Genomic DNA, 26,408 nt, shown 5'->3' with positions numbered 1-26,408 from the left:
CTCTTTCTCCCCCCGTTGGGATCGTGCCTTTCGAGATCGTGCCCGGTCTGTCAGCGGGCCGGCAGCGCCTGGCGTGGGACGCCGAGGTTCTGCAGGACGAGCTGGTCGCGGATGCGCTGGGCGAGGGCGTTCCACTGTCTGCTGTAGCCCGGGGTCCGTTCGAGTTCCCGCCAGGCGGTGTGCAGGGCGCCGTCGACGCGGGCCTGGGGCATCCACAGGTGCAGCAGGTGGTCGACGAGGGGGCGCAGCACCTTCAGGACGGCCCGGCCGTCCTCGGAGCCGACCCGCAGCCCGTCGAGTTTGTCGGCGACGGTGGTCAGCAGCCAGTCGTGCAGCGCGAGGTCCTCGCAGAGTTCGGCCGCGGCGGTGGGCGCGGTGCCGGGCGGCAGCCGCAGTTCCACGATCCGCAGCCCGTCCTCGGCCTTGGTGAACCGCAGGGAGGTCTCCTCCCCGTCGGCCGCCGCTGCCGCCGTCCAGCGCAGGCTGGTGTCGGCGGTGGTGAGCGGGGTGTCGTGGTCGAGGATCCGGTGCTGCCGGGAGATCCTCGCCAGCAGGCTGTCGGCGACGGATCCGATGTCGAGCTCGCCGGGCTGATGGCCGGTCAGGAAGCCCTCGGTGAGGGCCTTCCCGGGCAGCCGGCCGACCGGGACCAGGGTGCCGGGGCGGACCAGGTAGTAGCCCCAGGGCTGGCGCCGGTCGGGGCCGGCGGCGGGTGCGGAGAAGTACGCCGTGGCCTGGAGGACCCGGCCTTCGGTGAGCGCCGCCCGCGCGGTGACGGTGCCGACGGCGCGGCTGCGGGCGCCGGTGGCGGTGGGCAGCCGGCAGTCGACGCCGGTGAGGACGTCCGGGGAGACGGCGTGCCGGTTGGGGTGCCGGGAGACCCGTACGCGTTCGTCGGCGCGCAGCCGCAGCAGTTCCACGGCGGCCCGCTCGTCCACCGCGTCCCGGGTGGGCAGCAGACAGGTGCGCACCTCACCGCAGACGAGGACGGGACCCGAGGCCGTGCCCAGGCCGTCCATCACAGCCCCGGCGGGAACACGTAGGAGGTGCGGTCGACCACGCCGGCCGGCACGGCGAAGCCCTCCGCGGCGGACCGCTCGGCGATCTGGGCGAGCGCCTCGGCCTCGACGTGGACCTGGTCGAGGATGACCCGTACGGCGTGCTCGACGGGCAGGAAGCGGGCGGGCAGGACGCTGCACGTGACGTACGCCGTGAAGGGCGCGGCCTGCGGGTTGAGGCGCAGCACGGGCGGCAGCGCGTCCCACTCGGCCGGGAACTCCTGGTCGTCGAAGGGGGTGGGGGTGAGCACGGCGCGGCCGTTGTCGCGCAGCAGGCCGAGCCGGACGAGCTGCCAGACGGAGGCGAGGAAGGCGCAGGACCAGGTGCGGTCGTCGTCGGGGCCGTTCCAGAGTTCGACGTCCATGAAGACGGAGTGGCCGCGGGCGCCGGTCTCGCTGGGCGGCTGCCAGACGGTGCCGGTGGAGTCGAGGGCGGCGGAGGTGCGCCGGGCGGGGGCGCGGCGGCCGTTGGTGAGCCAGCCGGTGCGGCTGACGGGCGGGCGGAAGCCGTTGCTGCCGGGCGGGGGTGACTCCACGAGCCGGTGCAGGACGGACTCGGCGAGTTCGGCCCGGTCGCGGTGGGCGGGGTCGGCCACGGCGCAGCCCGACTCGCGGGCGAGGTAGTCGATGGTGAGCCCGGCGTCGGCGGCGGCGGCCAGCAGGGGCGGGATCAGCTCGGCGGGGGTGGAGAGCCGGGAGAAGTAGTCGTCGATGAGGAAGCAGGTGCTGATCCGGGGGCGCCGGCCGGTGCCCAGCGGGCCGAGACCGGCCCGGGCGGCGTCCACCCAGGGCCGTACGGCGGCGAAGTGCCGGCGCAGCCGGGCGGGCCCCTCGACGAAGTCCTCCATGTACAAGTGGCCTAATTCCAGGGAGAGATGGGAGAACGGAACGGATTCCGTGCGCGGTTCGGCGCTGGTCTCCCGGAAGACGGCCGCGGACCGGTTCACAACTCCCCCCAGAACTTGTCGTCGTTCACCCGTTGGGCGAGATCTCCCATGGCCTGCCAGGTCTCGTTGTTGGCGATCCTGCGGTCGTGCACGTCCTCGTCGGTGATGAGGCGTTCCTGCCATTGCAGGACGGGTTCCAGCGGAATGGAGGCCAGTACCCGGGTCTTGCCGATTCCGCGGCCCGCGGCGAGTTGTTCGAGTTCCTTGTCGCACTTGCGCATCCAGGCGTACTGCGCGGGCGACACCTGCGACCACAGGGGCGACTCGAGATCGGGTACGGCGGCCCGGACGAAGCGGGTCGAGCCGTTGAGCGCGTCCGGCCGGTGCCCCATGGCTATACCGGCCTGCACGATTCCCTGTTTTCCGTACACGAGTTCGGCGGCGGCCATCACATGCTGGCGGGTCCAGCGGTGATAGACGAGCCAGCGCGTCTTGAGCCGACCGAGTCCGCCGCGGGGCGAGGTGGCGACCAGGGCGAGGTCCATCGCATAACTGCGTCCGGCGCTCAGGTCGACGATGATGACGTCGAATTCGCGTTTCAGACCGAGGATCAGATCGACGCAGCGGTGCAGGTTCTCCTCGTCGGTGACGAATTCCCCGCCGGTGCGGTCCCCGGGCAGCAGGACGAGCCGGCCGGAGCCGCCGGGCCTGCTGCGCAGGTCGGGGTGCTCGGTGCGGGCCCAGACGTCGACCCGAAAGGGTTTGCCGGTCTTGCCCTGGAGGTACGAGTGCAGCCCGCGTTCCTCGGCCTCGGTGAGCACGTCGGGCAGGTCGAACACGGCGGCGGCGGTCGGGGAGCCGAAGTCGAAGTCCAGGTAGCAGACGTCGTCGCCGCCCAGGGCCAGGTGGTAGGCGAGGTTGGCGCTCGTCACGGAGCGGCCCGTGCCTCCCTTGTCGGAGGCGGCGAACACGAGCACGGATCACACCCCCCGGGGGCCGGAGTCGCCCCGGGCCCGGTCGAGTTCGTAGAGCCGGGCGAGGACGCCGAGGGCCAGGGAGTGGGAGGTGCCGGGCTGTTTGTCGAGCAGTTCCCGGGCGCGCCGCAGGTCGGCCTCGATGGCCCGCACCTGTTCGGCCTGGGGGCTCCTCGGGGCGGGCGCGGGCTGCTCGAGCTGCTCCTTGCCGAAGAGATGGGAGGCCTCGCTGATGGCGGCCTGGGCGAGGGTGGTCATCTCGGCGCTGCGGATCGGGTTCTGGGTGTAGAGGCCGCGCGCGACGACCATGCACTCGGTGACGCGCTCGGTGATGCTCCAGGACAACGGCCCTTCGCGGACCGGGAATTCGGGGTACACGGCGTGCACGTTGTCCCAGAGGCCGACGCCCTGGCCGTCGGTGATGCGGCGGGCCCAGAGGTGGTCGAGGATGCTCTCGGCGAGCCGCAGCAGCCGGTCCTGCGAGCCGATGTTCCTGGACAGCGCGCACAGTTGCAGGGTCCGTTTGAGCAGCTGTGCGGAGAAATCGCCCATGGTCCACTTCATGGCGGGGCCGATCTTCTCGCTGCCCAGCAGCGGCAGGGTGACGCCGGGGTTGTGCAGGCCGACCGCCGGGTCCTCCCGGGTCGGGCGGCTGGTGATGCGGCCGCGGTCGGCGAGCCGTTCCATCACGGCGACCGTGCGGGTGAGGTCGTCGTCGGTGGCGCGCCGGCGGACCAGGTCGTGGACGAGGATGGAGGCCACGGAGAGGGAGAAGTACTCGGACTCCAGCTGCTGGAGCGTGGTGCGCCAGGGGATCTCCTCCAGCGGCCAGGTGGCGTCGTCGAAGCGGGCGATGGCGGACCAGTACTGCTGGGTGATCTCCCAGCGCAGCCGCAGGGCGTCGGCGAGCTTCTGCTGTTCGGCGGTGAGCAGACCGAGGACGAGGGTGCGCTCGGAGGACAGGTCGGGGATGCCGTCGAGGGCGACGACGGTGAAGTACAGGTAGGGCACGGCGCGGGCGACGCCCTCGGGCTGTTTGCCGATGCCCTCGGCGGTGGCCGGTTCGACCTCGATCTCGGGGGCGCCCTTCACCAGGCTCCAGGCCCAGCCGCACTCGAAGAGGCGGTTCTCGTTGCGGAGTTCGTCGGTGACGTCGCCGTCGAGGCCGAGGGTGACGCTCTCGGTGATGAGGGCGCGCAGCGACTTGAAGCGGTCCTGGAAGCGGGCGAGGACCTGCCGGTCGGAGAGCCGGCCGCGGCCGAGGAGACGCGCGAGCGCCTGCCCCTGGTCGGAGGTGATGTCGACGACGTTGACCGTGAAGGAGCGCAGCAGGCTGACCATGGCGGCGGTGAGCCGGGCGCTGGTCTCGTCGCGGAGCTTGTCGATGCGGGCGAGGGTGGAGGCGCGGCGGGTCTTGCCGCGGTACACCTTGAGGAAGCCGAGGGTGGCCAGGCACAGCGTGATCGACATGGAGTAGGAGTCGACGACGCCGACCTCCCGCTGCTCCTTGGAGAGTTCCAGGTCGGGGTCCTCGGGCGCGAAGTAGTAGCCGCCCGCGAAGGTGGGGCCCTCCTCGCCGCGGTGCTTCTCCATGAAGTCGCCGAGGATCTCCACGAGGTTCGCGGGGATCTGGCTGGAGTCACCCGCGTTGCGCAGGGACCGTTCCACGTCGAGCTGGGTGGTGTCGGGGTCGTCCAGGCGGAACGGTTCGATCTCGGTGGCCGGGTAGAGGAGGCAGAGCAGACGCTCGGCGTCGGCGACACTGCTGAGGCCTCCCCATTCGCCCCAGTCCCAGGTGCCGTCGTCGAAGGAATGGCGGGCGATGGCCTGCCACACCTCGAGCAGATTCTGTCTCGGCTTGATCTGCATGCCCATTCCCCTCGCACAGGCCGGTCTTTACGGATTCCGCTGCCCCGTGGTCATTCTTTCCGTCGGCCGCAGACCAGAATCATTCCCTCGTATCCGTCGCGCACGAGATGGCCCGGATCGTCGAAGTGATACATCTTCATGTCCTGCGTGAAAGGAGCGAGCGCACTCTCGACCTTTTCGTCGTCGATTTCACGGGTGGCCGGGAAATCCACCTCACCGACGCGATATCCCCGGGAATGCTCCATGAAAGCGGCGGCGAAAGGCGCGCCCGGATTCAGGGCACTCATGAAACAGCCCACTCCGCGCTGGAACTCGTCGAGCGAGGTGGTGATGGATTCGGCGACGAAGAACATGGTGCCGAGATCCCAGCGGCGGGTGTCGGCACAGAGGTCGAAGAGGCTGCCGGGTTCGGGCTGCTGGACGGCTTCCTTGAAACGGACCCGGGGGGTGACGTCGAGTTCGGCATAGGCCGGGTCCTCGCACAGGACGTCCCAGAACTGGTCCCAGTGCGGGTCGTACTCGGCGACCTGGCCGCCGAGGTAGGCGAGATTGCGGGCGGACCGCTCCAGGAGCGTGATCCGGTCGCACCAGGGAAGCATGGCGAGTGCGGGATAGAGATTGGGACCGGCGCCGACGTCAATACCGGAGGGGACTCTGCCGCTCCCCCGGAAATGATCACTGAAGTGGTCCCGCACCCGGGAGACGATCTCCTTGTCCACCGCCTGCATGTGGAGGTAGTTGCGCCCGATGTACGCCTGGGGGTCGAAGTCGTCCCAGCGTACGTCGGCATTCAGTTTTGGATCGGCGGTGGTTCCAGAAGTCATGGTTCACCTTACCGTAAGTCTACCAGCGCACGGGGGTCTTGAAGGTGTGGATACACCTGACCAATGATGGAGATCAGGTACGGAAATCACACAAGGCCCCAATTTGATATGTCGACATTCACAAGGGGACGACATGACTCCACTTCCCGGAGATCATTTCCGGTCGGCCACCGGTCCGGCAGTCGGTCCGGCAGTCGGTCAGGTGCCCGGAAAGACGCGGTTACGGATCCGAAGGGCCACCGAGGACGATCTGCCGCACCTGGCGCGTCTCGACGAGCAGGCCTTCCCACACGGTCCCTACCCGTTCTTCGTGCTGCGGCAACTCCTCACCGCGTTCCCCGACTTCCTGCTCCTCGTCGAGGAGGGCAGCGAACTGCACGGCTATGTGCTCGCCACCTCGCCGCACGAGGCGCAGAGCTGGGTCCTCAGCCTCGCCATCGCCCCCGCCCTGCGCGGACAGGGCCTGGGCCGGCAGCTCATGACGGGGATCCTCGGCCATCTGCGCGCCCAGGGCACCCACTCCGTCTGGCTCTCCGTGGAGCCCGGCAACGAGACGGCCGTCGCCCTCTACCTCTCGCTGGGCTTCGTCCCGGACCCCGGCGGCCCCCGCAAGGACTACTTCGGCCCCGGCGAGGACCGGCTGCTCATGTCGCTGACGCTGTGAACCGCCGTACGAAACGCCGCTGCCACGGCGTCTCCACGGCGTGCCGGTCGTAGTGCCGGCGTACGAACTCCACGGCCTCGCCCGCCGGTACGCCGTCCAGCACCGCCAGACAGGCCAGCGCCGTCCCGGTCCGCCCGCGCCCGCCGCCGCAGGCGACCTCCACGCGCTCGTGTGCCGCCCGCCGCCACGCCTCGGTGAGGGCGGCGCGGGCGTCGGCCGGGTCCGCGGGCAGCCGGAAGTCGGGCCAGCGCACCCAGCGCGCCTCCCAGGGCGTCCGCGGCGGCTCCTTGCCCAGCAGATAGAGCCCGTACGACGGCACGGGCGCCGCCGGATCCAGCTCCCGCCGCAGCCCGCGGCCCCGCACGGTCCGCCCGGACGGCAGCACCAGCACACCGGGCTCCCCGGGCCGCCAGCCCGCCCCCGTCTCCGAAGACCCGTCAGACTCGTCCATCCCTCCATTCGAACCTCACGCGCCCGCACAGGCAACCGATTCCCCCCGGCCGGTGGTCTGTGGGGCGAGGAGGGTGCTTGATGCAGGCCGAACTAGAGGATCGGTTCCAGGAGTTCGTCAGAGCGCGGTGGTCCCGGCTGGTGCGGACCGCGTATCTGCTCACGGGGGACGTCCACCACGCGGAGGACCTGACGCAGACCGCGCTGGCGAAGGCGTACCGGTCGTGGCGGCGGATCGCGCGCACCGACAACCCGGAGGCGTACGTCCGGCGGATGCTGGTCAGCTGCAACAGCGACCGGTTCCGCAAGCGGCGGGTCACCGAGGCGCTGACCGCGGCGCCGCCGGACCGGGCGGGGCGGGACGAGGCCACGGGACGGGTGGACGAGCGGGGCTCCCTGATGGCCGGGCTGGCCCAACTGCCGACGAAGCAGCGGGCGGTGGTGGTGCTCCGCTACTGGGAGGACCTGTCCGAGGCGGAGGTCGCCGAGGTGCTCGGCTGCTCCCCCGGCACGGTCAAGAGCCAGGCGTCGAAAGGGCTGGCGAAGTTGCGTACGTATCCGGGACTGGCTCCCAGCCGCGCCGTCTCCGGGCAGGGCCGGGGAGGCAGCAGGTGAGCGGCGAACGACCCATCGACGGTGTTGACGATATGGACGGTGGTGACGGTGTGGACGGTGGTGACCGTGTTTTCGAGGAGCAGTTGCGGGAGCTGCTGGTGCGGGACGCCGACATCGTCCGCCCCGCACCGGCCCCGTATCCGGCGATCAGGAGGCAGGGAATGGCGGAGCGACGGCGGCGGATGACGGCGGTCGGAGCGGCGCTGGTCGCGCTGACCGTGGTGCCGGTGGGGGCGTACGCCTGGGCCGGCGGAGGCGGGGGACAGAGCGTCGACTCGGCGACACCGATGACCTCGGTCAGCGCGCCGCACGGCCCGGGCGCGTCCCCGGAGGCGACGGCTGCGGGAGACGGACCCGGGCGGCCCGCGAGCGACGCGCAGCTGCTCGACGGCATCACCTTCGCCCAGGCCGCCGACGGGCTGGAGAAGTGCCTGAAGGCCGAGAACGTCGGGTCGATCACCGGGATGTCGGGCAAGGCGGCGGACTACCGGATCATCCTCGCCGCGAAGAGCACGGGCGACTCCAACTCCCCCGGCGACGGCTTCCATGTCGTCGCCGTACGGAACGAGCAGAGCGAATCCCGGCTGATCTGCGACATCAAGGACGGCGAGGCCTCCGGCGTCAGCGTGAGCTCACGCGACGCGGCGGCGCCGGACGCGGGTCCGGTCGTGCCCGACCCCAACGGGGGGCGTCTGTACCAGCAGTCGTTCATCGACAAGGGCCACTGGAAGCTCCCGTTCCGCTGGGCCGCCATCGGCTACGTCAACTCGTCGGTCGCCCGGGTCACCGTCTCCTACGGCGACAGCACCGTCGACCCGGCCGTCCTGGACCACGGCTGGTACATCGCGTACGGGATCCTGAACGAGCAGGTCGATCTCGCCCCGCACGTCATGGGCTACGACGCCGCAGGCAAGCTGGTCTACGACTCCGACACCGACAAGACGTACGACCGCGCCCTGCCCTAGTGCCGCGGCAGGAGCCGCTCACCGGAGACCGCCGACGTCCAGTCTGCGGAACTCGATCGTCTCGTACGGCCCCGCCGTCCCCGTCTCGAACAGCACCCCCACCGTCCGCGCGTCCACCGGCACCAGGTCGGAGTAGGCGGCGGGAAGCCCGGAGAGGGTCGCCGCCCGGGTGAAGGACACTCCGGAGTCCGTGCTGCGCCAGACGGCGGGGGCGCGGCGGGCGGTGGGATCGGAGGGGGCGGAGAACAGCAACGGGGCTCCGGGGCCCCGGAGTTGGAGGGTGCTGCCCTGGACGACAGGGACGTCGGCGAGGGTGGGCTGCGGGGCGTAGGGGTGGAGCAGGGTCTCGCCGCCGTCCTCGGAGACGGCGTCCACCCGGTTGCCGGGCGCCCGGCCGCCCTGGTCACGGGCGTTGAAGTAGACACGGCCGTCCGGGAGTTGGGCGGCCGTGCTCTCGTTGGCGTTGACCGTGCCGTCGTGGTCGGCGTCGACGAACCCCAGCCGCCAGGTGCGGCCGCCGTCGTCGCTGAGCAGGGCGTGGCCGCCGTAGTGGCGGGCCTCCCGGCCGGTGTCGGCGGAGTCGGCGGGCGGGGCGGTGGAGTGGTCGGCGGGGACGACCAGCCGGCCCCGGTGCGGGCCCCGGGTGAGGGCGAGGGCATGGCCGGGGCCGGTGGCGTACCAGCGCCAGGACGGCAGCCGGACCTGGTCCGTGATGTCCCGCGGCGGGGTGAAGCGGCGGCCGTCGTCCGAGCTGTGCTGCACGTGGACCCGGCGGCCCGGCGCCTCCCCGCGCATGATCTGCGCCTCGGTCGCCGTGCCCGGGTTGGCGCAGCTCACGAGGACGACGGTCCCGGTGCGCGGGTCGACCACCGGCGCCGGGTTGCCCCGGGTGTCGCCGTCCCCGGCGGCCACCACGGTCAGCGGGCCCCAGGTGCAGCCGCCGTCGGTGGAGCGGCGCAGCACGATGTCGATGTCCCCGGTGTCGCCGGGCCCGTCCCGGCGCCCCTCGGCGAAGGCCAGCAGGGTGCCGCGCCGGGTGGTGACGGCGGCGGGGACGCGGTAGGAGGCGTAGCCGCCCTGCCCGGAGACGTAGGGCACGGAGGAGGTGCAGCGGGAGGGGCCCGCGGCGGCCGGCCCGGCGGTGGTGAGGGGGGTCAGGAACACGGCGGTGGCGAGGAGGGTACGGCTCAGCGGGGTCATCGCGGCTCCCTTGGACGGACTGTGCACATCGTCCCCGGCGTCACCATTCCCGACTCGTACGCCACGACGACGAGTTGCGCCCGGTCCCGCGCCCCCGGCTTCCCCGTGATCCGGCTGACATGGGTCTTCGCGGTGAGCGGGCTCGGTCCGAGCGCGTCGCCGATCTCGGACCCCCGTCCCTCGGGCCCGCCGCCAGGGTGCCGCCGACGCTGCGGGCCCGCTCCCGCATGCCGACCGGTCCGTCCCCGGGAGCGGGCACCTCCACGGTCAGGTCCCCGCGGCCGCCGTGCCGTACCGCGTTGGTCAGTCCCTCCTGGACGATCCGGTAGGCCGCCGCGCCGACGGCGGGCCGTACGTCCGTGGCGCCCACGGTCAGCTCGACCTTCGCGCCGCCGTCCGGGCCGTGTCGGCGAGCTGATGCCCTTCCTCTTCCCGGGTTCGGGGGTACTGCGGCGGGGGCCCGGGGGCCGCGTTACTCCCGGGGGAGTATCAGGAGGGTGTGCCCGCCGCCGCCAGGAGCCGGGTCACCTCGTCCGCGTCGATCGTCAGGGCCGCGCCCACCGTGGCGAGGACCTCGCGTTCGGAGGGGGTGTAGGGGCCGTCCGCGAGGGCGATACGGGCGCCCTGGAGGAGGATCGCCTCGCGGCCGGTGGGGGCGAGGTGGGGGGCGAGGGGGTCGAGGGCCTCGTGGAGCTCTATGGCGAGTCCGGCGCCGCAGGGTTCGCCGTAGGTGCGGCCGGTGTCGGCGGCGAGGGCGTCGACGAGGGCGGCGAGCTGTTCGCGGGTGCAGTCGGCGAAGCCGGCCGCGCGGACCGCGTCCGCGGCCGTGTCGAGGGAGGGGCGGGCGCAGGTGCCGCTCGCGGAGAGGACGGCGAGGGCGACGGTGTGCACGGCGTCGCGGAGCATCGCGGAGAAGCGGGTGGTGGTGGGGTGGTCGAGGACGTCGGTGCCGTACTGGCACCGGCAGGCCGCGCACTCGACGACCGGGCCGGTCTCACCGCGCGAGAGGACGGGCAGGCCGAGGAGGGTGAACCGGCGCCGGCCGGTCAGCCGCTGGTAGTTGCGGTCGCCGCCGCAGCCGGGGCAGAAGAACTCGCCGTCCCCGACGGGTGTCCACGCGGTGCGGGTGCCCAGGATGCGGGCAAGCCTGGTGACCTGGCCGTCTCGTCCCCGTCCTGGCAGCACGTCGCACCTCCGTAACCCCGCGGCAACATCGCCACGTCTGCGTGATGTTAGCCACAGGGGGGAGGACTAGTCAGCACCCAGGACGAGACCTTTCCGTGACCTCGGCGCGGTGGTGGCCGATAACCGACGGGGCCTTGATCGCCGTATACGACGGTCAAGGCCCCGAAACGGCCGGTCAGGACGGTCAGCGGGTCGCGCGGTTGACGGCGGAGACGACCGCCTTCAGTGAGGCACGCGTCGTGTTCGCGTCGATGCCGATGCCCCACAGGACCTTGTCGTCGATCGCGCATTCGATGTAGGAGGCGGCCTGCGCGGAGGCGCCCTCGCTCATCGTGTGCTCCTGGTAGTCCAGCAGGCGTACGTCGATGCCGATGGACTGGAGGGCGTCGAAGAAGGCCGAGATCGGACCGTTGCCGGTGCCGGTCAGGACGGTGTCCTCGCCGTCGACCGTGGCCTCGACGGTGAGGGTGTCGACGCCGTCGGTGTCGGTGGTCGACTGGCCCGTGCGGACCTGGATGCGGCCCCAGGGGTTCTCCGGGTTCGGCAGGTACTCGTCCTGGAAGACCGCCCAGATGTCGGAGCCGGTGACCTCGCCGCCCTCGGCGTCCGTCTTCGCCTGGATGAGCTTCGAGAACTCGATCTGCATCCGGCGGGGCAGGTCCAGCTTGTGGTCGTTCTTCAGGACGTACGCGATACCGCCCTTGCCGGACTGCGAGTTGACCCGGATGACGGCCTCGTAGGAGCGGCCGACGTCCTTGGGGTCGATCGGCAGGTACGGGACCGCCCACTCGATGTCGTCGACGGTGACGCCCTTGGCGGCCGCGTCGGCCTCCATGGCGTCGAAGCCCTTCTTGATGGCGTCCTGGTGGGAGCCGGAGAAGGACGTGTAGACCAGGTCGCCCACGTACGGGTGGCGCGGGTGGACCTCCATCTGGTTGCAGTACTCCCACGTACGACGGATCTCGTCGATGTCGGAGAAGTCGATCTGCGGGTCGACGCCCTGGGAGAACAGGTTCATGCCCAGGGTCACCAGGTCGACGTTGCCGGTGCGCTCGCCCTGCCCGAACAGACAGCCCTCGACGCGGTCGGCGCCGGCCATCAGCGCCAGCTCGGCGGCGGCGACGGCCGTACCGCGGTCGTTGTGCGGGTGCACGGAGATGACGACGTGCTCGCGGCGGGAGATGTTGCGGCTCATCCACTCGAAGCGGTCCGCGTGGGTGGAGGGGGTGGAGCGCTCCACGGTGGCCGGCAGGTTGAGGATGATCTCGCGGCCCGGGCCGGGCTGGTAGACGTCCATCACCGCCTCGCAGACCTCCAGCGCGAAGTCCAGCTCGGTGTCGGTGAAGATCTCCGGCGAGTACTGGTAGCCGAACTCGGTCTCCGGGCCCAGCAGCTTCTCGGCGTACTCCATGACGAGACGGGTGCCGTCCACCGCGATCTGCTTGATGTCGTCCTTGGAGCCGCGGAAGACCACCCGGCGGAAGACCGGGGCGGTCGCGTTGTACAGGTGGACGGTGGCCCGCCTGGCGCCCTTCAGGGACTCCACGGTCCGCTCGATCAGGTCCTCGCGGGCCTGGGTCAGCACGGAGATCGTGACGTCGTCCGGGATCGCGCCCTCTTCCTCGATGATCGAGCGCACGAAGTCGAAGTCGGTCTGGCCGGAGGCGGGGAAGCCGACCTCGATCTCCTTGTAGCCCATCTTGACCAGCTGGTCGAACATCCGGCGCTTGCGCTCGGGCGACATCGGGTCGATCAGGGCCTGGTTGCCGTCCCGCAGGTCGGTGGAGAGCCAGCGGGGGGCTACGGTGATCCGCTGGTTCGGCCAGGTGCGGTCGGGGATGTCGACCTGCTCGTACTGTCCGTACTTGTGGATCGGCATCTGGCTGGGCTGCTGGCGGTTCGCCATGTTCGCGGGGCTCCTCAGGATGTCCGGAAGGACGGCCGACGATGCAACGCAAAGCTCCGCGGGGAGGGAGTCGACCTGTCTTACAGGCCCTCGCCGCGGCAGCTAAGGAGAAGCAGCCCGAAACGCATAGTGCTCCGCAGCCTAGCCGAGCCGCTCCCGTCGCGTGGGTCCGTATCAGTATGCGGGACCACGGGAACCAAAGGGGCGAAACGTGCGCTATACCACTCCCCGCCGCAGATCGGCCATGTTTGTCACCGTTTTTCACCGATCATGGTTGCCTGTGGTGACAGCGGGATAACACAGTGCAATGGTGCGACTCATGACGACGAACGGGGGCTTCGAGCCCGTCTTCTGCACCGTCGTACCGCCGCATGTCCTGGACAAGCTGGCGAGCAACGACGACCCCGCCCTCGCCCGGCCCGCCCAGCGCACCCTGCTGCGCGACGGCGAGCTGCGCAACCGCCGCCGGGTGGGCACCGAGTACGGCCTGTGGGCCGGTCCGACGGTGAAGGCACCGGCCGACCAGCCGCTGCGCACGATCTTCGACTGCGAGCACGGCACCGACCTGCCCGGCGGCAAGGTCCGCTCCGAGGGCCAGGACCCCGGCCAGGACGCCACCGTCAACCGCGCCTACTCCGGGCTCGGCGCCACCTTCGACCTCTACCTCAAGGCCTACGCCCGCCACTCCATCGACGGCGAGGGTCTGCCGCTGGACGCCAGCGTCCACTACGACGAGGGCTACAACAACGCCTTCTGGAACGGCGAGCAGATGGTGTTCGGCGACGGCGACGGCGAGATCTTCGTCGACTTCACCAACTCCGTCGACGTCATCGGCCACGAACTCACCCACGGCGTCACGCAGTACACGGCGAACCTGACCTACTACGGCCAGCCGGGCGCCCTGAACGAGTCGATGTCCGACGTGTTCGGCTCGCTCATCAAGCAGTACACGCTCGGCCAGACCGCCTCCGAGGCCGACTGGCTGATCGGCGCGGGCATCCTCGCCCCCGGCGTCACCGGATCGGCCCTGCGCTCGATGAAGGCCCCGGGCACGGCGTACGACGACGACGTCCTCGGCAAGGACCCGCAGCCCGCGACCATGGACGACTACGTCCGCACCGGTCGCGACAACGGCGGTGTGCACATCAACTCGGGCATCCCCAACCACGCGTTCTACCTGGTCGCGACGGCCATCGGCGGGCACGCCTGGGAGAAGGCGGGCCAGATCTGGTACGACGTGCTCACCGGCGGCAAGCTGACCCAGAGGGCGCTGTTCGGCGACTTCGCCAAGCTGACCGTGAAGGCGGCGCGGGCGCGGTTCGGGGACGGCGGCGAGGAGCTCCGGGCCGTGCAGAAGGCGTGGGAGCAGGTGGGGGTGCGGATCCTGTAGATCCGTACTAGACACGGTTCCATGCGGATTCGAGTGAGTCGCACGGGCGGCTTCGCGGGCATCGAACGGCACGCCGAGGTGGACACCTCGGGGCTCCCCGATGCCCGCGAGTGGGAGGACCTGGCGAAGCAGGCGCTGGCGGACGGCGGTCCCGCGCGTCCGCGGGGCGTCCCGGACGGGTTCAGCTACGAGATCACGGTGGACGGGAGGACGGTGTACGCGGCCGATCCCCGGCTCACCCCCGAGCAGCGGAAGCTGATCTCGCGGGTGCTGAAGGAAGGGGCCTAGGCAACCGTGCGCCGGGGCGCGCAACCGGTAGTTGCCGTCGGGGCGTTGACTTCCTTACCGGTGGGTAAGGATGATCCCGCCCATGGCGAACGATCCGCGCGACGCGGTGCACCCGATCCCCCAGTTCCCGGCCGGCTTCCTGTGGGGCGTCTCCACCTCCGCCCATCAGATCGAGGGCGCCGCGGACCGGCGCGAGCCGTCCGTGTGGGACACCTTCTCCGCCGAGCCGGGACGGGTGAAGGACGGCTCCACGGCGGCGGTGGCCTGCGACCACTACCACCGCCACACCGAGGACGTGGCCCTCCTGAAGGACCTCGGGGTGGACGCGTACCGCTTCTCCATATCCTGGCCCCGGGTGAACTCCCCCGGCGGTCTGGACTTCTACGACGCCCTGGTGGACGAGCTGCTGACGGCGGGCGTGCGCCCCGTCCCGACCCTCTTCCACTGGGACCTGCCGGCCCACCTGGACTGGCTGGAGCGGGACACCGCCTCGCGCTTCGCGGAGTACGTGTCGACGGTCGTGGACCGCCTCGGCGACCGGGTGAGCAAGTGGATCACCCTCAACGAGCCCGCCGAGCACACCCTGCTGGGCCACGCCCTCGGCACCCACGCGCCGGGCAAGCAGCTCCTCTTCGACGCGCTGCCGGTCGCCCACCACCAGCTCCTCGCCCACGGTCTCGCCGTACGGGCCCTGCGCGCGGCCGGCGCCACGGACATCGGCGTCGCCAACTCCCACGGCCCGACCTGGCCCGCGTCCCGGGAACCGGCCGACCTGGAGGCGGCCGCCTTCTACGACCTCCTGCTGAACCGCCTGTTCGCGGAGCCGCTGCTGCTGGGCGAGTACCCGGAGGGGCTCGGCGAGCTGATGCCGGGCGATGTCGCCGCCGATCTGAAGATCATCGGCGAGCCGCTCGACTGGTACGGCGTCAACTACTACGCCCCGACGAGGGTGGGCGCCCCGCAGGGCACCGAGATCGAGTTCGGCGGGATCACCATGCCGGCCGATCTCCCCTTCTCCGTACGGGAGATCGAGGACGTACCGGTGACGGACTTCGGCTGGCCGGTGGTCCCCGAGGGTCTGACCGAACTGCTCACCACCTTCAAGGACCGCTACGGCGACCGCCTCCCGCCGGTGGTCATCACCGAGAACGGCTGCTCCTACGACGGCCTCGACGACCAGGACCGCATCGCCTACCTCGACGGCCATGTCCGCGCGCTGCACCGGGCGCTGGAGGCGGGCGTGGACGTCCGCGGCTACTTCGTGTGGTCGCTGCTGGACAACTTCGAGTGGGCGGAGGGCTACGCGCGCCGCTTCGGCCTGGTCCACGTCGACTACGCGAGCCAGACCCGCACCCCGAAGGCGTCGTACCGGTGGTTCCGGGACGTCCTGCGGGCACAGGCGCCGCGGGCGCGGGGATGACGACCGAGGACAGGGCGCCGGACCGCGGCGCCCCCGCCGGCCCCGGGCCCGCGCTGGCCGAGCCCGTCGAGCGCGTGGGCCCGGGCTGGACCTCGGCCCTGTCCCTCGCCAACGGGGCGGTCTGGGTGGGCTGGTACGGCCCGCTGCAGATCCTGCTGGCCTCCCAGGCCAAGGACTTCGCACCCGGTTCCGGCATGTCGAAGGAGACCATGCTGGCCTGGGTGACCGGTGTGGGCGCCCTGGTGTCGCTGTGGGCGAACCCGCTCTTCGGCGCCCTGTCGGACCGTACGACGTCCCGGTACGGCCGCCGTACCCCGTGGATCGTGGCGGGCGCGGTGGGCGGCGCCCTGTCCCTGCTGCTGCTCGCGGTGGCGGACGGGGTGTGGACGATGGCGCTGGGCTGGTGCCTGGTGCAGCTCACCCTGAACGCGGCGTTCGCGGCGGTCACCGCGGCGGTGCCGGACCGGGTCCCCCGGTCCCAGCGGGGTGCCGTGGGCGGCTGGCTCGGGGTCGCGCAGGTCCTCGGCGTGGTCGGCGGCACGGCGCTCGCCACGGCGGCGGGCGGCGTGGGCGCGGGCTATGTGGCGTGCGCGGTGTTCACGGCCCTGGGTGTGCTGCCGTACGTCCTGCGCTACGAGGATCTGCGGCTGCCGGTGACGGACCGCCCGGCCTGGTCCTGGCCGGGCTTCCTCAAGGGCTTCTGGCTGAGCCCGAGGAAGTATCCGGACCTGGGCTGGGCCTGGATCACCCGGTTCCTGATGAACCTGAGCAACGCGCTGGTGCTGCTGTACCTGCTGTACTACCTGCGCGACCGCCTGCACTACGCCGACCCCGACGAGGGCGTGCTCATCCTGTCGGCGGTGAACGGGCTCACCCTGCTCGCCACGGTCGTCGTCGGAGGCGTCTGGTCGGACCGGGTGGGCCGGCGCAAGCCGTTCGTGGTCTGGTCCGGCGTGCTGATGGCGGTGGCGACGGCGGGGCTCGCGGTCTGGCAGACCTGGCCGGGGGCGATCGTCGTGGCGGCCGTGCAGGGCGTCGGCTACGGCGTGTTCGCCTCGGTCGACTTCGCGCTGATGACCGACGTCCTGCCGAAGGCCCTTGACCGGGGCAAGGACCTCGGCGTCATCAACGTCGCCAACTCCCTGCCCCAGGTCGCGGCGCCCGTCCTCGCCGCCCCGATCGTCACCTACCTGGGCGGCTACCGGGTGCTGTACCTGGTGGCGGCGGCGGTGGGCCTGGCGGGCGCGGTGCTCGTGGGGCGGATCAGGGGGGTGGAGTAGCCGCGACGGGCCCTAGAGGGCGCCGGCGTCGCGGGCGGCCCATACGCTCGGGTGGATCGGACGGAAGCCCAGGTCCCTGGCGATCCGCCGGTTGGACATGATCCCGGACCAGGGGTCGGGGTCGGTCCGGGTGTGCATCCCGGCAGGCGGCTCGACGCCGTTGAGCCGGTGCAGTTCCAGGGCCGTGACGGGGGCGTCGTCGGCGATGTTGTAGAGCGGCCGGGCCACCGCCGGGGCGTACAGCAGCCGCAGCAGTCCCTGGGCGACATCGACGTGGTGGGCCATCTGGAGCCGCTGGTACGAGGCCCAGTGCGCGGCCCAGTGCAGGGACTGGGCGAGGTGCGGGTCGCCGTTGCCGTAGACGAAGGGCAGCCGCCCGACGCGCACCTCCATCCCCGCCAGGTCCAGCAGCTCCCGTTCGGCCGCCGCCTTGGACTCGGTGTAGGCGCCCCACATCTCGCCGCCGGGCCGGATCTCGTCGTCCTCGGTCAACGGCCGCCCCCGCCCGAGGCCGTACACCAGCCCCGTGCTGACCTGCACGAAGCGCTTGACGCCGGCGGCCAGCGCGGCCCGGCCCAGCTCCACCGCCGCGTCCCGGTTGACCGCCCACGCCTCCTCGTCGGGCACCCCGCGGAAGGAGGCGGCGACGTTCACCACCGCGTCCGCCCCGGCCACGGCCCTGCCGAGCGCCTCCTCGTCCCGCAGATCCCCCACGACCACCTCGGCGCCCAGCTCCGCGAACGGCTCCCCGCGCGCCGCGTCCCGCACCAGGACGCGTATCCGCTCACCGGGCTCCCGCTGGGACAACAGCCGCGGCACGAACCGCCGGCCGACCTGTCCGGTGGTGCCGGTCACGAGTGTCAGCATGGTCTTCCCCTCTCGGTCTGTGCTCCCACCCTGGGCCGGTGCCGGGCCGGGCGGGAGAGACCCGTCGATCGGGGGACCGGCAGTCCCTGGATAAGCCGGACGGAAGGGCGCAGCCTGGAGGGGTGAACCGAGCCGAACTAGCCGACTTCCTGCGCCGCGGCCGGGCCCGTCTCGCCCCCTCGGACCTGGGTCTGCCCCCGGGCGCCCGCCGCCGTACCCCCGGCCTGCGCCGCGAGGAGGTGGCCCAGCTGGCGGCCCTGTCGGTGGACTACTACACCCGCCTGGAGCAGTCCCGGGGCCCGCGTCCGTCCCGCCAGACGCTGACGGCGCTGACCCGCGCCCTGCGCCTCACCGACGACGAACGCGACCACCTCTTCCACCTGGCCGGCGAGGAACCGCCGCGCCGCGAGACGGCGTCGGCCCATGTCGCTCCGGGACTGCTGCTGATCCTGGACCGGCTGCACGACACCCCGGCCCAGGTGGTGACGGACTGCGGCGAGGTCCTGGCCCAGAACGCGATGGCCCGCGCCCTGACCCTCGACGTGATGGCCCGCCGCCGGCCCGAACGGAACCTGTCCCGGCTCTACTTCCTCGACCCGGACGTCCGCGGGCTCTTCCCCGAGGAGGACCGCCCGGACCACGCCCGCGCCCATGTGGCCAATCTGCGCGCGGTGGCCGCGGCCCGCCCCGACGACCCCGAACCGGCCGCCCTGGTCGCCGAACTCCGTGCGGGCAGCGCGGAGTTCGCCCGCCTCTGGGACGCCCACGAGGTGTCCCTGCGGCACAAGGCGACCAAACGCTTCCAGCACCCCGTGGTCGGCCTCCTGGACCTCGACTGCGAGGTCCTCCTCAGCCACGCCCACCACCAGCTCCTCATCATCCACACGGCCCGCCCGGGCACGGACTCCTACGAACGCCTGCGGCTGCTGCGGGTGGTGGGGTTGCAGGACTTCACCACGAGCGGGGCGGGGGCGGGGGCGGCCGGGACGGAAGGCGGCTGAGACTCCGCGTGTCCCCGTTTGCCCGAGCGGCTCTCCCGGGCATCACCTGCCTGCTGAACTGCTCGGGCATCACGGCACAACAGGGGGACGACAGATGCGCGTCGGCGGCTGGGGGCTGGAACTGGTCTGTGTCTGCTACCTGTTGATCGTCTACATCACCAGCCGGGGGCTGATCGCCGCCCCCCGGTACCGGCTGCTCCAGGCGCGGCTGCGGGACTGCCGGGCGCGGGCGGAGTATCTGGGCGGCGTCTGCGGTGAGGGGTCGGCGCAGAAGGCGGTGGTCGCGGCGGTGGCGGGGCGGCTGGCGCAGCTGGAGCAGGGCGGCACGGTGGTGTGGCGGCTGAGTGCGCGGTACGGGGTGATCGCGATCCCGCTGTCGAAGCTCGCCGCCGCGTGGCGGGTGCTGCACACCTCGGAGCGCCGGCTTCTCGGGGTCGAGCCGGACGAGGAGGTGCTCGCGCAGCGGGAGTCGCTGGTGCTCCAGCTGCGCGCCTCGGGCGACGCGGCCGACGAGGAGATGGCGACCCGGCTCGCCGCCGCCGACGTGGGCGCGGTCGAGGGGCGGGCGCTGGTGCTGGCGGCAGCGCAGCGGGTGCACGAGACCGAGGACGGGGCGGCGGAGCGGGACTACGACCAGCAGCGCATCGCCCTGTGGCTGGCGCTGACCGGGCTGTGCGCGATCCTGCTGATCGGGAGGGTGCTGGATCACCGGGAGACGATGCTGCTCGGCGCGCTGGGCGGGTTCCTGTCCCCGGTGGTCGGGGTGATGCGCTCACAGCGTCCGCCGTCGTCCTGGGGGGTGCTGGTGCTCGCGCCGGTCGGCGGGGCGCTGGCGGCGGTCGGGGGGCTGCTGCTGGTGCGGATGCTCGCCGACCCCGACCTGAACCTGCTCGGTCAGGTGTTCCTGGAGAACTCCTGGAACACCCCGGAACGCCCGATCGCGCTGGCCATCGCCCTGCTCTTCGGCTTCTCCGGCCAGCTCTTCTCCCGCCTGGCCCTCACCGCCACCGGCCAGCTGACCGCACCGGCGCCTGGCCCCCGGGCCGTGTGACCGGGCCGGGGGACCCGGGCGGGTGCTCTAGAAGCCGAGCTTGCGCAGCTGCTTCGGGTCCCGCTGCCAGTCCTTCGCGACCTTGACGTGCAGGTCGAGGAAGACGGGGGTGCCGAGGAGGGCCTCGATCTGCTTGCGGGACTTGATGCCCACGTCCTTCAGGCGGCGGCCCTTCGGGCCGATGATGATGCCCTTCTGGCTGGTGCGCTCGATGTAGATGTTCGCGTGGATGTCGAGGAGCGGCCGGTCGGCGGGGCGGTCCTCGCGCGGGAGCATCTCCTCGACGACGACGGCGATGGAGTGCGGCAGCTCGTCGCGTACGCCCTCCAGCGCGGCCTCGCGGATCAGCTCGGCGACCATCACCTGCTCGGGCTCGTCGGTCAGATCGCCCTCCGGATAGAGCGCGGGGCCCTCCGGGAGCATGGGGACCAGCAGGTCGGCGAGGAGGTCCACCTGACGGTCGCCCACCGCGGAGACCGGGACGATCTCCGCCCACTCGATGCCCAGTTCCTTGCCGAGCTGGTCGATGGCGATGAGCTGTTCGGCGAGCACCTTGGAGTCCACCAGGTCGGTCTTGGTGACGACCGCGACCTTCGGGGTCTTCTTGATGCCGGCCAGTTCCTTGGCGATGAAGCGGTCGCCGGGGCCCAGCTTCTCGTTCGCCGGCAGACAGAAGCCGATCACGTCGACCTCGGCCCAGGTGGTGCGGACCACGTCGTTGAGGCGCTCGCCGAGGAGTGTGCGCGGTTTGTGCAGACCCGGTGTGTCGACCAGGATCAGCTGGGCGTCGGGGCGGTGCACGATGCCCCGTACCGTGTGCCGGGTGGTCTGCGGCCGGTTCGAGGTGATCGCCACCTTCTTCCCGACCAGAGCGTTCGTGAGGGTGGACTTGCCCGCGTTGGGGCGGCCCACGAAGCAGGCGAAGCCGGCACGGTGCAGGGTCCCGGCCGGCTGCTCGGATGACTGGTTACGAACGCTCATGGCCCCCATTCTCCCTGATCCAGGAAGCCCCGCCGTACACACGAGCGGCCCGACCGCCGACGGTGAGCTTCCGGAAACCCGCCCGCAACGAAACGTCACGGAAACACACCCGTACGCGACCGGAAACCGGGACCGGTGACCCTCTGACGAGCCCACCCACCGTTGGAGATCCCGTGACGCCCCTCGCCGCCGCACACGTCGACACCGGCGACACCGCCTGGCTGCTCGCCGCCACCGCGCTCGTCCTGCTGATGACCCCGGGTCTGGCCCTCTTCTACGGCGGCATGGTCCGCACGAAGAGCGTGCTCAACATGCTCATGATGAGTTTTGTGTCGATCGCGCTGGTCACGGTGGTGTGGCTGGCCGCCGGCTACTCCCTCGCCTTCGGCGACGACGCGTTCGGCGGGCTCATCGGCGATCTGGGCCACGCGGGCATGGCGGGCCTCGGCCCGGACAGCGTCCAGGGCACGGTCCCCACCCTCCTCTTCGCCACGTTCCAGCTCACCTTCGCGATCATCACGGCGGCCCTGATCAGCGGCGCGATCGCGGACCGCGCGAAATTCGCGGCCTGGCTGGTCTTCGTCCCCGTCTGGGCGCTGCTCGTATACGTTCCCGTCACCCACTGGGTCTGGGGGTCCGGCGGCTGGATCGTCTCCCGGCTCGGCGCCCTCGACTTCGCGGGCGGACTCCCCGTCGAGATCACCTCCGGAGCCTCGGGACTCGCCCTCTGTCTGGTCCTCGGGCCCCGTCTGGGCTTCAAGAAGGACGCGATGCGTCCGCACAACCTCCCCATGGTCGTCCTCGGCGCCGGTCTGCTCTGGTTCGGCTGGTTCGGCTTCAACGCGGGCTCCGCCCTCGGCGCCAACGGTCTCGCCGCCGCGGTCTTCCTCAACACCCTCGCCGCCGGCTGCACCGGCCTGCTCGGCTGGCTCTTCGTCGAGCAGAAGCGCGACGGCCATCCGACCACCCTGGGCGCGGCCTCGGGCGCGGTGGCCGGTCTGGTCGCGATCACCCCCTCCTGCGGCTCGGTCTCCCTGCTCGGCGCGCTCGTCGTCGGTCTCGCCGCGGGCGCCGTCTGCTCGTACGCCGTGGGCTGGAAGTTCAGGCTGAACTACGACGACTCGCTCGACGTCGTCGGCGTCCACCTGGTCGGCGGCGTCATCGGCACCCTCCTCATCGGCGTCTTCGCCGTCGACACCATGACCGGCGGCACGGAGGGACTCCTGTACGGCGGCGGGCTCACCCAGCTCGGCAGGCAGCTGGTCGCGGTGGCCGTCGTGGCGGCCTACGCCTTCGGTGTCACGTACGGCATCGGCACGGTCCTCGACCGCACGCTGGGCTTCCGCGCGGACGAGGACCAGGAGTACACCGGCCTGGACCTTACGGTGCACGCCGAGACCGCATACGATCACGGCGTCCTGGGCCACGGTGCCCCGGTCGGCCACTCCGTCCTCCCCTCCGCCCAGAAGGTCAAGCCCCCGGAATGAAGCTCATCACCGCGATCGTCAAGCCGTACCGCCTCGACGAGGTCAAGACGGCGCTGCAGGAGCTCGGTATCCACGGGCTGACCGTGACCGAGGCCAGCGGGTACGGCCGGCAGCGCGGCCACACCGAGGTGTACCGGGGGGCCGAGTACCAGGTCGACCTCGTGCCGAAGGTGCGGATCGAGGTCGTCGTCGAGGACGCGGAGTCCGATGCCGTGATCGACGCGATCGTGCGGGCGGCGCACACCGGGAAGATCGGGGACGGGAAGGTGTGGGCGGTGCCGGTGGAGACGGTGGTGCGGGTGCGGACGGGTGAGCGGGGGCCCGACGCGCTTTAAGCACCGGTTGTCGTGTGTGTTTTCGTCTGCGGGTGGGTGGGGGCTGGTCGCGCAGTTCCCCGCGCCCCTGACCGGCGTTGGCGTCGCCGTCCGAGCAAGAGCCGACCGGCGATGGCCAGCCCCGCCGCCATCACCCCGACCGGCAGCCACGGCACCGCCACGAACGACGCCGTCGCCGACTCCTTGGTGCCCGTGGCCGTCGCCGTCAGCTTCACGTCCGCCCAGTCGAGCTGAGGCGCCCCCGTCCACCGTTCCGTCAGGCGGACGCGTTGGCCCGGGAGGAGCTGGGAGGGGAGTTTCTTCAGGTCTCGGGTGAGGAGCGTGCGGCCGAAGAGGCCCTCGGCCCTGAGGGCGACCTTGGGCCGGAGGGTGACGTTGCCCGTGTTGTGCAGGGTGTAGGAGATCGTCGCCGTGCTGTCGCCGAGCCCGGGGACCAGGGGCTGGTGGTGGCTGATGTGGACGTTCTCGACGGCCAGCGCGGGCAGGGTGGGACCGCCGACCGTGAGGTAGACGCGGGCGCCGACCGCCCGTTGGACGCCGAGGGCGACCGAGCCGTCGCCCCGGTCTATCCGTTCGTCGAGGGCGACGATCGCGCCGGGATGGTCCCCGGGCTCGGCGTCCTCGGGCACCTTGACGGTGAACGGCACGGTGACGGTCTTGTGAGCGGGCACGGTGACCCGCTCCTTCGGCAGTACGGCCCACGCGCCCACGCCCCGCATCCGCTCCCCGAGCGACTTCACGGCGAAACCGCCGTCGCGGGCGGTGTTGTAGGCGTCGGCGGCGTAGAGCCGGAAGGTGAGGGGCCCGGCCGTCTTGTTGGCGACGACGACCTTGTCCTGGACGCTCTGGCCGGGATCGGCGGAGACATAGAAGTACGGCCGTGCGGCGACGGCCGAGGAGACGGGGTAGACGGACCAGCTGCCGTTGTCGGCGGCCCGGGCGGGCGCGGCGGTCAGCAGGCCCAGCAGCAACGGCAGGAGCACCGGGAGGAGAACGGCGTACGGCTTGCGCAGCGACATGGGTGCGGACCCCCACAGACGTTCCACGGGTGATGGGACGGGCTCGGTGGGCGGGCGGGTGCGGGCCTGTGGGGCGGCCGCCCGGCCACCGCGAGGACGGGTGGTTCAGGTGAGCGTGAGCGTCAGGACACCGGCGTACGAGCCCGGTGGCGTGAACGCCGGTACGTCGAGGGAGAGCCCGGCCTTCGCGGTGAACTCACCACCGGTGAGCGTGCCGTCCGGGGTGGAGGCGAGGGTCGCCCCCGCGCTGCCCACGACGCCGGACGAGCCGGCCTGGCAGGTGCTCGGGCTGTCCGCCTTGGTGGTGCAGACGGGCGTCCAGCTCAGCTTGCCGGCGTCGATCTTGGCGCCGGGTCCGCTGAAGTCGGTGACCTTGCCGGTCAGGGACCAGCCCGCGGGTCCGCCGCGGTAGTCCTTGACCGTCACCGCGTTGAGGTCGCCGGTCGAGGGGTCGCCGGAGCCGAAGTCGACCGTGGACATCGCGACGCTGTCCCCGGACTGCTCCATGGACAGGTCACCCGCCCTGACGGTCGTCGTCAGCTTCTGGCTGCCCTCGGGGACGGGTGTGTCGTCGATGACGACGTACGCGGCGGTCGAGGTGCCCAGGTCGGAGCTCCAGGCGCTGCCCTCGTACGCCACGACCCCGGTGGTGGTGAGGTCATGGACGACGAGCGAGCCGGAGATGCTGCCCGAGGAGTCCGCGGTCACGGTGGTCCTGTCCGCGGTCTCGACGGATCCGGAGCGCCCGGCGACGGTGACCGTCGCGCCCGCGGTGAAGCCGCCGCCGGTGAAGCCGACGGGGTCGCCCGGGCCGCCGGAGGCCGAACCGAGTGCGAGGTTACGGGTGTTGGCGGGCGGGTTGTCCGCCGCGGTGATCGTCTCCGACACCGGGGCGGGCGGGTTGGTCACCGTGCAGACGGTGTCCAGCTCCAGGATGTAGCTGGTGTGGATGTTGTAGTCGCCGGGCGAGAGGGTGATCGCGCCGGGCGAGGTGACCGTGAACGTGCCGGTCATCGAGAACGACGGGAAGGCGCCGTTGCCGGGCACCGGGTCGTTCTTCTTCGGCCCCGCGACGGTGATGTTGCCGGTCTGCGCGCCGCCGAGGGCGACCACGCCGGTCGGCGTCATGATGTCGGCCGGCAGGTCGATCACGGTGGGGTTGCTCGCGGCGGCCTTGACCACCGTGTAGGTCACCGTGACGGTGTCGCCGACCTTGGGGCTGGTGTTGTCCACCGTGATCTTCGCGGTGGTGGTGCCGTCGATCGGCGGGATGCCCGCGATCGCCGGCGGGATGCAGTGCGTCGCGAAGTCCACGTTGTCGGCGGCGCCGGCCGGACACGCGAGCGCGCCGCCCGCGGTGACCGCGAGCGCGGTCGCCCCGAGCAGCGAAGCCCAGCGCCGTCTTCGGGACCTTCGGGGTGAAACCATCGTTGCCCCCTCCTCCAGGGTGCGGGCGCAGCGGCTCGTCTGCGCCGTAGGGGGCATTGAGGTGCGGATCGCGCCAGAAGTCAATGGAGACGGGGATGTCAACTGATGGACCGTCAGCTTCCTGGTCCCGTACGGAAACTGACGGTCCGCCTGCGGTGTTTCCAGTAGCTATCAGCTGAACACGAACGGTCCCGGCGTCTGGTTCGTGTTCGGTGTCGTCGTACAGGTGATGGTGATGCCGAAGATGACCATCTTCAGGCTGCCGCCGTCGAAGGTCAGGCTGTCCCCCACGGCCACGGTCCCGGGAAGCGGACCGACCGTGATGGAGGAGCCGGCGGACATGGCGGGGTTCACCGTGCCGCTGAAGACCCGGTTGGCACCGGTGGAGTTCACCATCGTGAGCGTGGACGCGATGGTGTTCTTGCCGAGCGCGAGCGGTGTGGTGATCGCGCTGGACGTGAGCGTGATGGTGGCCGCGGTGGGGTCGGTGGTGCTCTGGGTGGCGGTGAGTGTGGCGGCGCCGCCACCGAAGATGCCGCAACTGGCGGTGATGGAGGCCGACGTCGGGGTGACGGCGGCGGCGGCCGAGGGCGCGAACGCCAGCCCGGTGACCGCGAGGGCCCCGGCCAGCAGTGCCGCACCTGATCCGATTCGCTTGCTCATGGAATTCCGGCTCCTTCCCGGATGTGGGGAGACGGACGTCGGGAGCGGGACGGTGGGTGCGGTCACCGGGCCCGGTGGGGGGTGAATCTGACGGTCCGTCGGAAGTTACGGCTCCATTGATGAGGGAGGGAAGGGGCGACGGCAAGGTCGAATTCCGGCCGAGTTGACAACAGAACTTCCGGGGTGGGTGAGTGGGTGAGTGAGTGGGCGGGAAGGATCCGTCAACCGGCGGAAGCGGTGCCCCGTACCGTCCCGTCCGGCGAAGCCAGCAGCACCGGTGTCCCCGGCCCGCCGAGATCCCGTACGGCGGCCAGATCCTCCTCGGCGACGCCCTCCGCCTCGCTCACCACCGCCGCCGCCTCCAGCGACGCCGCTCCCGACGCCACCGCCATCGCCACCGCCGTCCGCAGCGCGCTCAGCTTCAGCGACGGCAGCTCGACCGTCCCGGCGACATAGGTTCGGCCCGTGTCGTCCCGTACGGCCGCGCCCTCGGGCACACCGTTGCGGGCCCGCGCCGAACGGGCCAGGGTGACGATCTTGCGGTCCTCGGGGTCGAGCGCGTTGCTGTCGGTCATGGTCCGAGCATACGGAGCAGCCGGCC

The 26,408-nt window shown here is 71.5% G+C and carries 26 protein-coding genes; 11 read left to right on the top strand and 15 right to left on the bottom strand.

Annotated elements, in window-relative coordinates:
• Positions 1–50: 50 nt before the first annotated feature.
• Genes AQJ64_RS33745 through AQJ64_RS33725 form a run of 5 tightly spaced genes read right to left on the bottom strand, consistent with a single transcriptional unit; the run spans position 51 to position 5,612 of the window.
• Entirely contained in the window at positions 51–1,019 is a 969-nt protein-coding gene (locus tag AQJ64_RS33745; protein ID WP_055631404.1) for an SCO2521 family protein, read from the bottom strand.
• Positions 1,019–2,005: an SCO2522 family protein gene (locus AQJ64_RS33740; RefSeq protein ID WP_055631405.1), complete on the bottom strand. Its 987-nt coding sequence runs from the start codon at positions 2,003–2,005 to the stop codon at positions 1,019–1,021. Before AQJ64_RS33740 ends, AQJ64_RS33745 begins: the two co-directional genes overlap by 1 nt.
• Positions 2,002–2,922, bottom strand: a complete 921-nt coding sequence (locus AQJ64_RS33735; RefSeq protein WP_055631406.1) for an SCO2523 family variant P-loop protein — start codon at positions 2,920–2,922, stop codon at positions 2,002–2,004. Before AQJ64_RS33735 ends, AQJ64_RS33740 begins: the two co-directional genes overlap by 4 nt.
• Positions 2,923–2,925: 3 nt before the next feature.
• On the bottom strand, positions 2,926–4,788 hold the full coding sequence (locus tag AQJ64_RS33730) for an SCO2524 family protein (protein ID WP_055631417.1): 1,863 nt from the start codon (positions 4,786–4,788) through the stop codon (positions 2,926–2,928).
• A 50-nt stretch (positions 4,789–4,838) separates the two neighbouring features.
• Positions 4,839–5,612 carry an SCO2525 family SAM-dependent methyltransferase gene (locus AQJ64_RS33725; protein ID WP_055631407.1) on the bottom strand — a complete coding sequence of 258 codons (774 nt, stop codon included), beginning with the start codon at positions 5,610–5,612 and terminating at the stop codon, positions 4,839–4,841.
• Between the two features lie 202 nt (positions 5,613–5,814).
• Here AQJ64_RS33725 and AQJ64_RS33720 point away from each other — a divergent pair, with 202 nt between their 5' ends.
• Entirely contained in the window at positions 5,815–6,276 is a 462-nt protein-coding gene (locus tag AQJ64_RS33720; protein WP_240512434.1) for a GNAT family N-acetyltransferase, read from the top strand.
• Here the strand turns inward: AQJ64_RS33720 and AQJ64_RS33715 are convergent.
• A complete protein-coding gene (locus AQJ64_RS33715; RefSeq protein WP_055631408.1) occupies positions 6,257–6,727 on the bottom strand; it encodes a phosphatase domain-containing protein in 471 nt (156 codons plus the stop codon). The genes AQJ64_RS33720 and AQJ64_RS33715 overlap by 20 nt on opposite strands.
• 80 nt (positions 6,728–6,807) lie before the next feature.
• Between AQJ64_RS33715 and AQJ64_RS33710 the strand changes: the two genes are divergently transcribed.
• Positions 6,808–7,341: a SigE family RNA polymerase sigma factor gene (locus AQJ64_RS33710; protein WP_055631409.1), complete on the top strand. Its 534-nt coding sequence runs from the start codon at positions 6,808–6,810 to the stop codon at positions 7,339–7,341.
• A 32-nt stretch (positions 7,342–7,373) separates the two neighbouring features.
• Positions 7,374–8,306: a hypothetical protein gene (locus AQJ64_RS33705; protein ID WP_055631410.1), complete on the top strand. Its 933-nt coding sequence runs from the start codon at positions 7,374–7,376 to the stop codon at positions 8,304–8,306.
• Positions 8,307–8,324: 18 nt separating this feature from the next.
• On the opposite strand, the gene AQJ64_RS33700 is transcribed toward AQJ64_RS33705, so the two are convergent.
• The 3 genes from AQJ64_RS33700 to leuA all read right to left on the bottom strand — a co-directional run bounded on the left by AQJ64_RS33700 (position 8,325) and on the right by leuA (position 12,597).
• Positions 8,325–9,506, bottom strand: a complete 1,182-nt coding sequence (locus tag AQJ64_RS33700) for a sialidase family protein (RefSeq protein WP_059203253.1) — start codon at positions 9,504–9,506, stop codon at positions 8,325–8,327.
• 489 nt (positions 9,507–9,995) lie between these two features.
• The gene (locus tag AQJ64_RS33695) at positions 9,996–10,691 is read right to left on the bottom strand and encodes a TerB family tellurite resistance protein (RefSeq protein ID WP_059203252.1); all 696 of its coding nucleotides are present in this window, start codon (positions 10,689–10,691) and stop codon (positions 9,996–9,998) included.
• A gap of 184 nt (positions 10,692–10,875) precedes the next feature.
• Positions 10,876–12,597: a 2-isopropylmalate synthase gene (leuA, locus tag AQJ64_RS33690; RefSeq protein ID WP_055636861.1), complete on the bottom strand. Its 1,722-nt coding sequence runs from the start codon at positions 12,595–12,597 to the stop codon at positions 10,876–10,878.
• Positions 12,598–12,916: 319 nt separating this feature from the next.
• On the opposite strand from leuA, the gene AQJ64_RS33685 reads away from it, so the two are divergent.
• The 4 genes from AQJ64_RS33685 to AQJ64_RS33670 all read left to right on the top strand — a co-directional run bounded on the left by AQJ64_RS33685 (position 12,917) and on the right by AQJ64_RS33670 (position 16,975).
• On the top strand, positions 12,917–13,987 hold the full coding sequence (locus AQJ64_RS33685; RefSeq protein ID WP_055636862.1) for a M4 family metallopeptidase: 1,071 nt from the start codon (positions 12,917–12,919) through the stop codon (positions 13,985–13,987).
• A 21-nt stretch (positions 13,988–14,008) separates the two neighbouring features.
• On the top strand, positions 14,009–14,275 hold the full coding sequence (locus AQJ64_RS33680; protein WP_055636863.1) for a protealysin inhibitor emfourin: 267 nt from the start codon (positions 14,009–14,011) through the stop codon (positions 14,273–14,275).
• A gap of 82 nt (positions 14,276–14,357) precedes the next feature.
• Positions 14,358–15,695, top strand: a complete 1,338-nt coding sequence (locus tag AQJ64_RS33675; RefSeq protein ID WP_055636864.1) for a GH1 family beta-glucosidase — start codon at positions 14,358–14,360, stop codon at positions 15,693–15,695.
• Positions 15,692–16,975 (top strand): MFS transporter, encoded by a 1,284-nt coding sequence (locus tag AQJ64_RS33670; RefSeq protein WP_055636865.1) that lies wholly within the window; start codon positions 15,692–15,694, stop codon positions 16,973–16,975. The genes AQJ64_RS33675 and AQJ64_RS33670 overlap by 4 nt, the downstream gene beginning before the upstream one ends.
• Before the next feature lie 12 nt (positions 16,976–16,987).
• Here AQJ64_RS33670 and AQJ64_RS33665 read toward each other — a convergent pair whose 3' ends face one another.
• On the bottom strand, positions 16,988–17,842 hold the full coding sequence (locus AQJ64_RS33665; RefSeq protein WP_055636866.1) for an NAD-dependent epimerase/dehydratase family protein: 855 nt from the start codon (positions 17,840–17,842) through the stop codon (positions 16,988–16,990).
• A gap of 122 nt (positions 17,843–17,964) precedes the next feature.
• Between AQJ64_RS33665 and AQJ64_RS33660 the strand changes: the two genes are divergently transcribed.
• The gene (locus AQJ64_RS33660) at positions 17,965–18,843 is read left to right on the top strand and encodes a helix-turn-helix transcriptional regulator (RefSeq protein ID WP_059203251.1); all 879 of its coding nucleotides are present in this window, start codon (positions 17,965–17,967) and stop codon (positions 18,841–18,843) included.
• Between the two features lie 94 nt (positions 18,844–18,937).
• Positions 18,938–19,894: a hypothetical protein gene (locus AQJ64_RS33655; protein WP_055637931.1), complete on the top strand. Its 957-nt coding sequence runs from the start codon at positions 18,938–18,940 to the stop codon at positions 19,892–19,894.
• Positions 19,895–19,921: 27 nt separating this feature from the next.
• Here the strand turns inward: AQJ64_RS33655 and era are convergent, their stop codons facing one another.
• On the bottom strand, positions 19,922–20,875 hold the full coding sequence (gene era, locus AQJ64_RS33650) for a GTPase Era (RefSeq protein WP_055637932.1): 954 nt from the start codon (positions 20,873–20,875) through the stop codon (positions 19,922–19,924).
• A 173-nt stretch (positions 20,876–21,048) separates the two neighbouring features.
• Between era and AQJ64_RS33645 the strand changes: the two genes are divergently transcribed.
• Both AQJ64_RS33645 and AQJ64_RS33640 read left to right on the top strand, forming a co-directional pair.
• Complete coding sequence (locus tag AQJ64_RS33645; protein WP_055637933.1) at positions 21,049–22,362, top strand: ammonium transporter; 1,314 nt, start codon at positions 21,049–21,051, stop codon at positions 22,360–22,362.
• Positions 22,359–22,697, top strand: coding sequence for a P-II family nitrogen regulator (locus AQJ64_RS33640; RefSeq protein WP_055637934.1), 339 nt, complete (start codon positions 22,359–22,361; stop codon positions 22,695–22,697). The genes AQJ64_RS33645 and AQJ64_RS33640 overlap by 4 nt, the downstream gene beginning before the upstream one ends.
• Here the strand turns inward: AQJ64_RS33640 and AQJ64_RS33635 are convergent.
• From AQJ64_RS33635 to AQJ64_RS33620, 4 genes are all read right to left on the bottom strand, one after another.
• Complete coding sequence (locus AQJ64_RS33635) at positions 22,694–23,710, bottom strand: WxL protein peptidoglycan domain-containing protein (RefSeq protein WP_055637935.1); 1,017 nt, start codon at positions 23,708–23,710, stop codon at positions 22,694–22,696. The genes AQJ64_RS33640 and AQJ64_RS33635 overlap by 4 nt on opposite strands.
• Before the next feature lie 111 nt (positions 23,711–23,821).
• Entirely contained in the window at positions 23,822–25,144 is a 1,323-nt protein-coding gene (locus AQJ64_RS33630) for a beta-xylosidase (protein WP_055636608.1), read from the bottom strand.
• A gap of 171 nt (positions 25,145–25,315) precedes the next feature.
• Entirely contained in the window at positions 25,316–25,807 is a 492-nt protein-coding gene (locus AQJ64_RS33625; RefSeq protein ID WP_055636607.1) for a hypothetical protein, read from the bottom strand.
• 221 nt (positions 25,808–26,028) lie between these two features.
• A complete protein-coding gene (locus AQJ64_RS33620; protein ID WP_055636606.1) occupies positions 26,029–26,382 on the bottom strand; it encodes a cytidine/deoxycytidylate deaminase family protein in 354 nt (117 codons plus the stop codon).
• Positions 26,383–26,408 lie beyond the last annotated feature (26 nt).

The sequence above is a fragment of the Streptomyces griseoruber genome (genome assembly GCF_001514205.1).
Taxonomy (GTDB): Bacteria; Actinomycetota; Actinomycetes; order Streptomycetales; family Streptomycetaceae; genus Streptomyces; species Streptomyces griseoruber.
The sequence above is the reverse complement of the archived record's forward strand: the minus strand, read 5'-3'. Positions and strand labels throughout refer to the sequence as shown.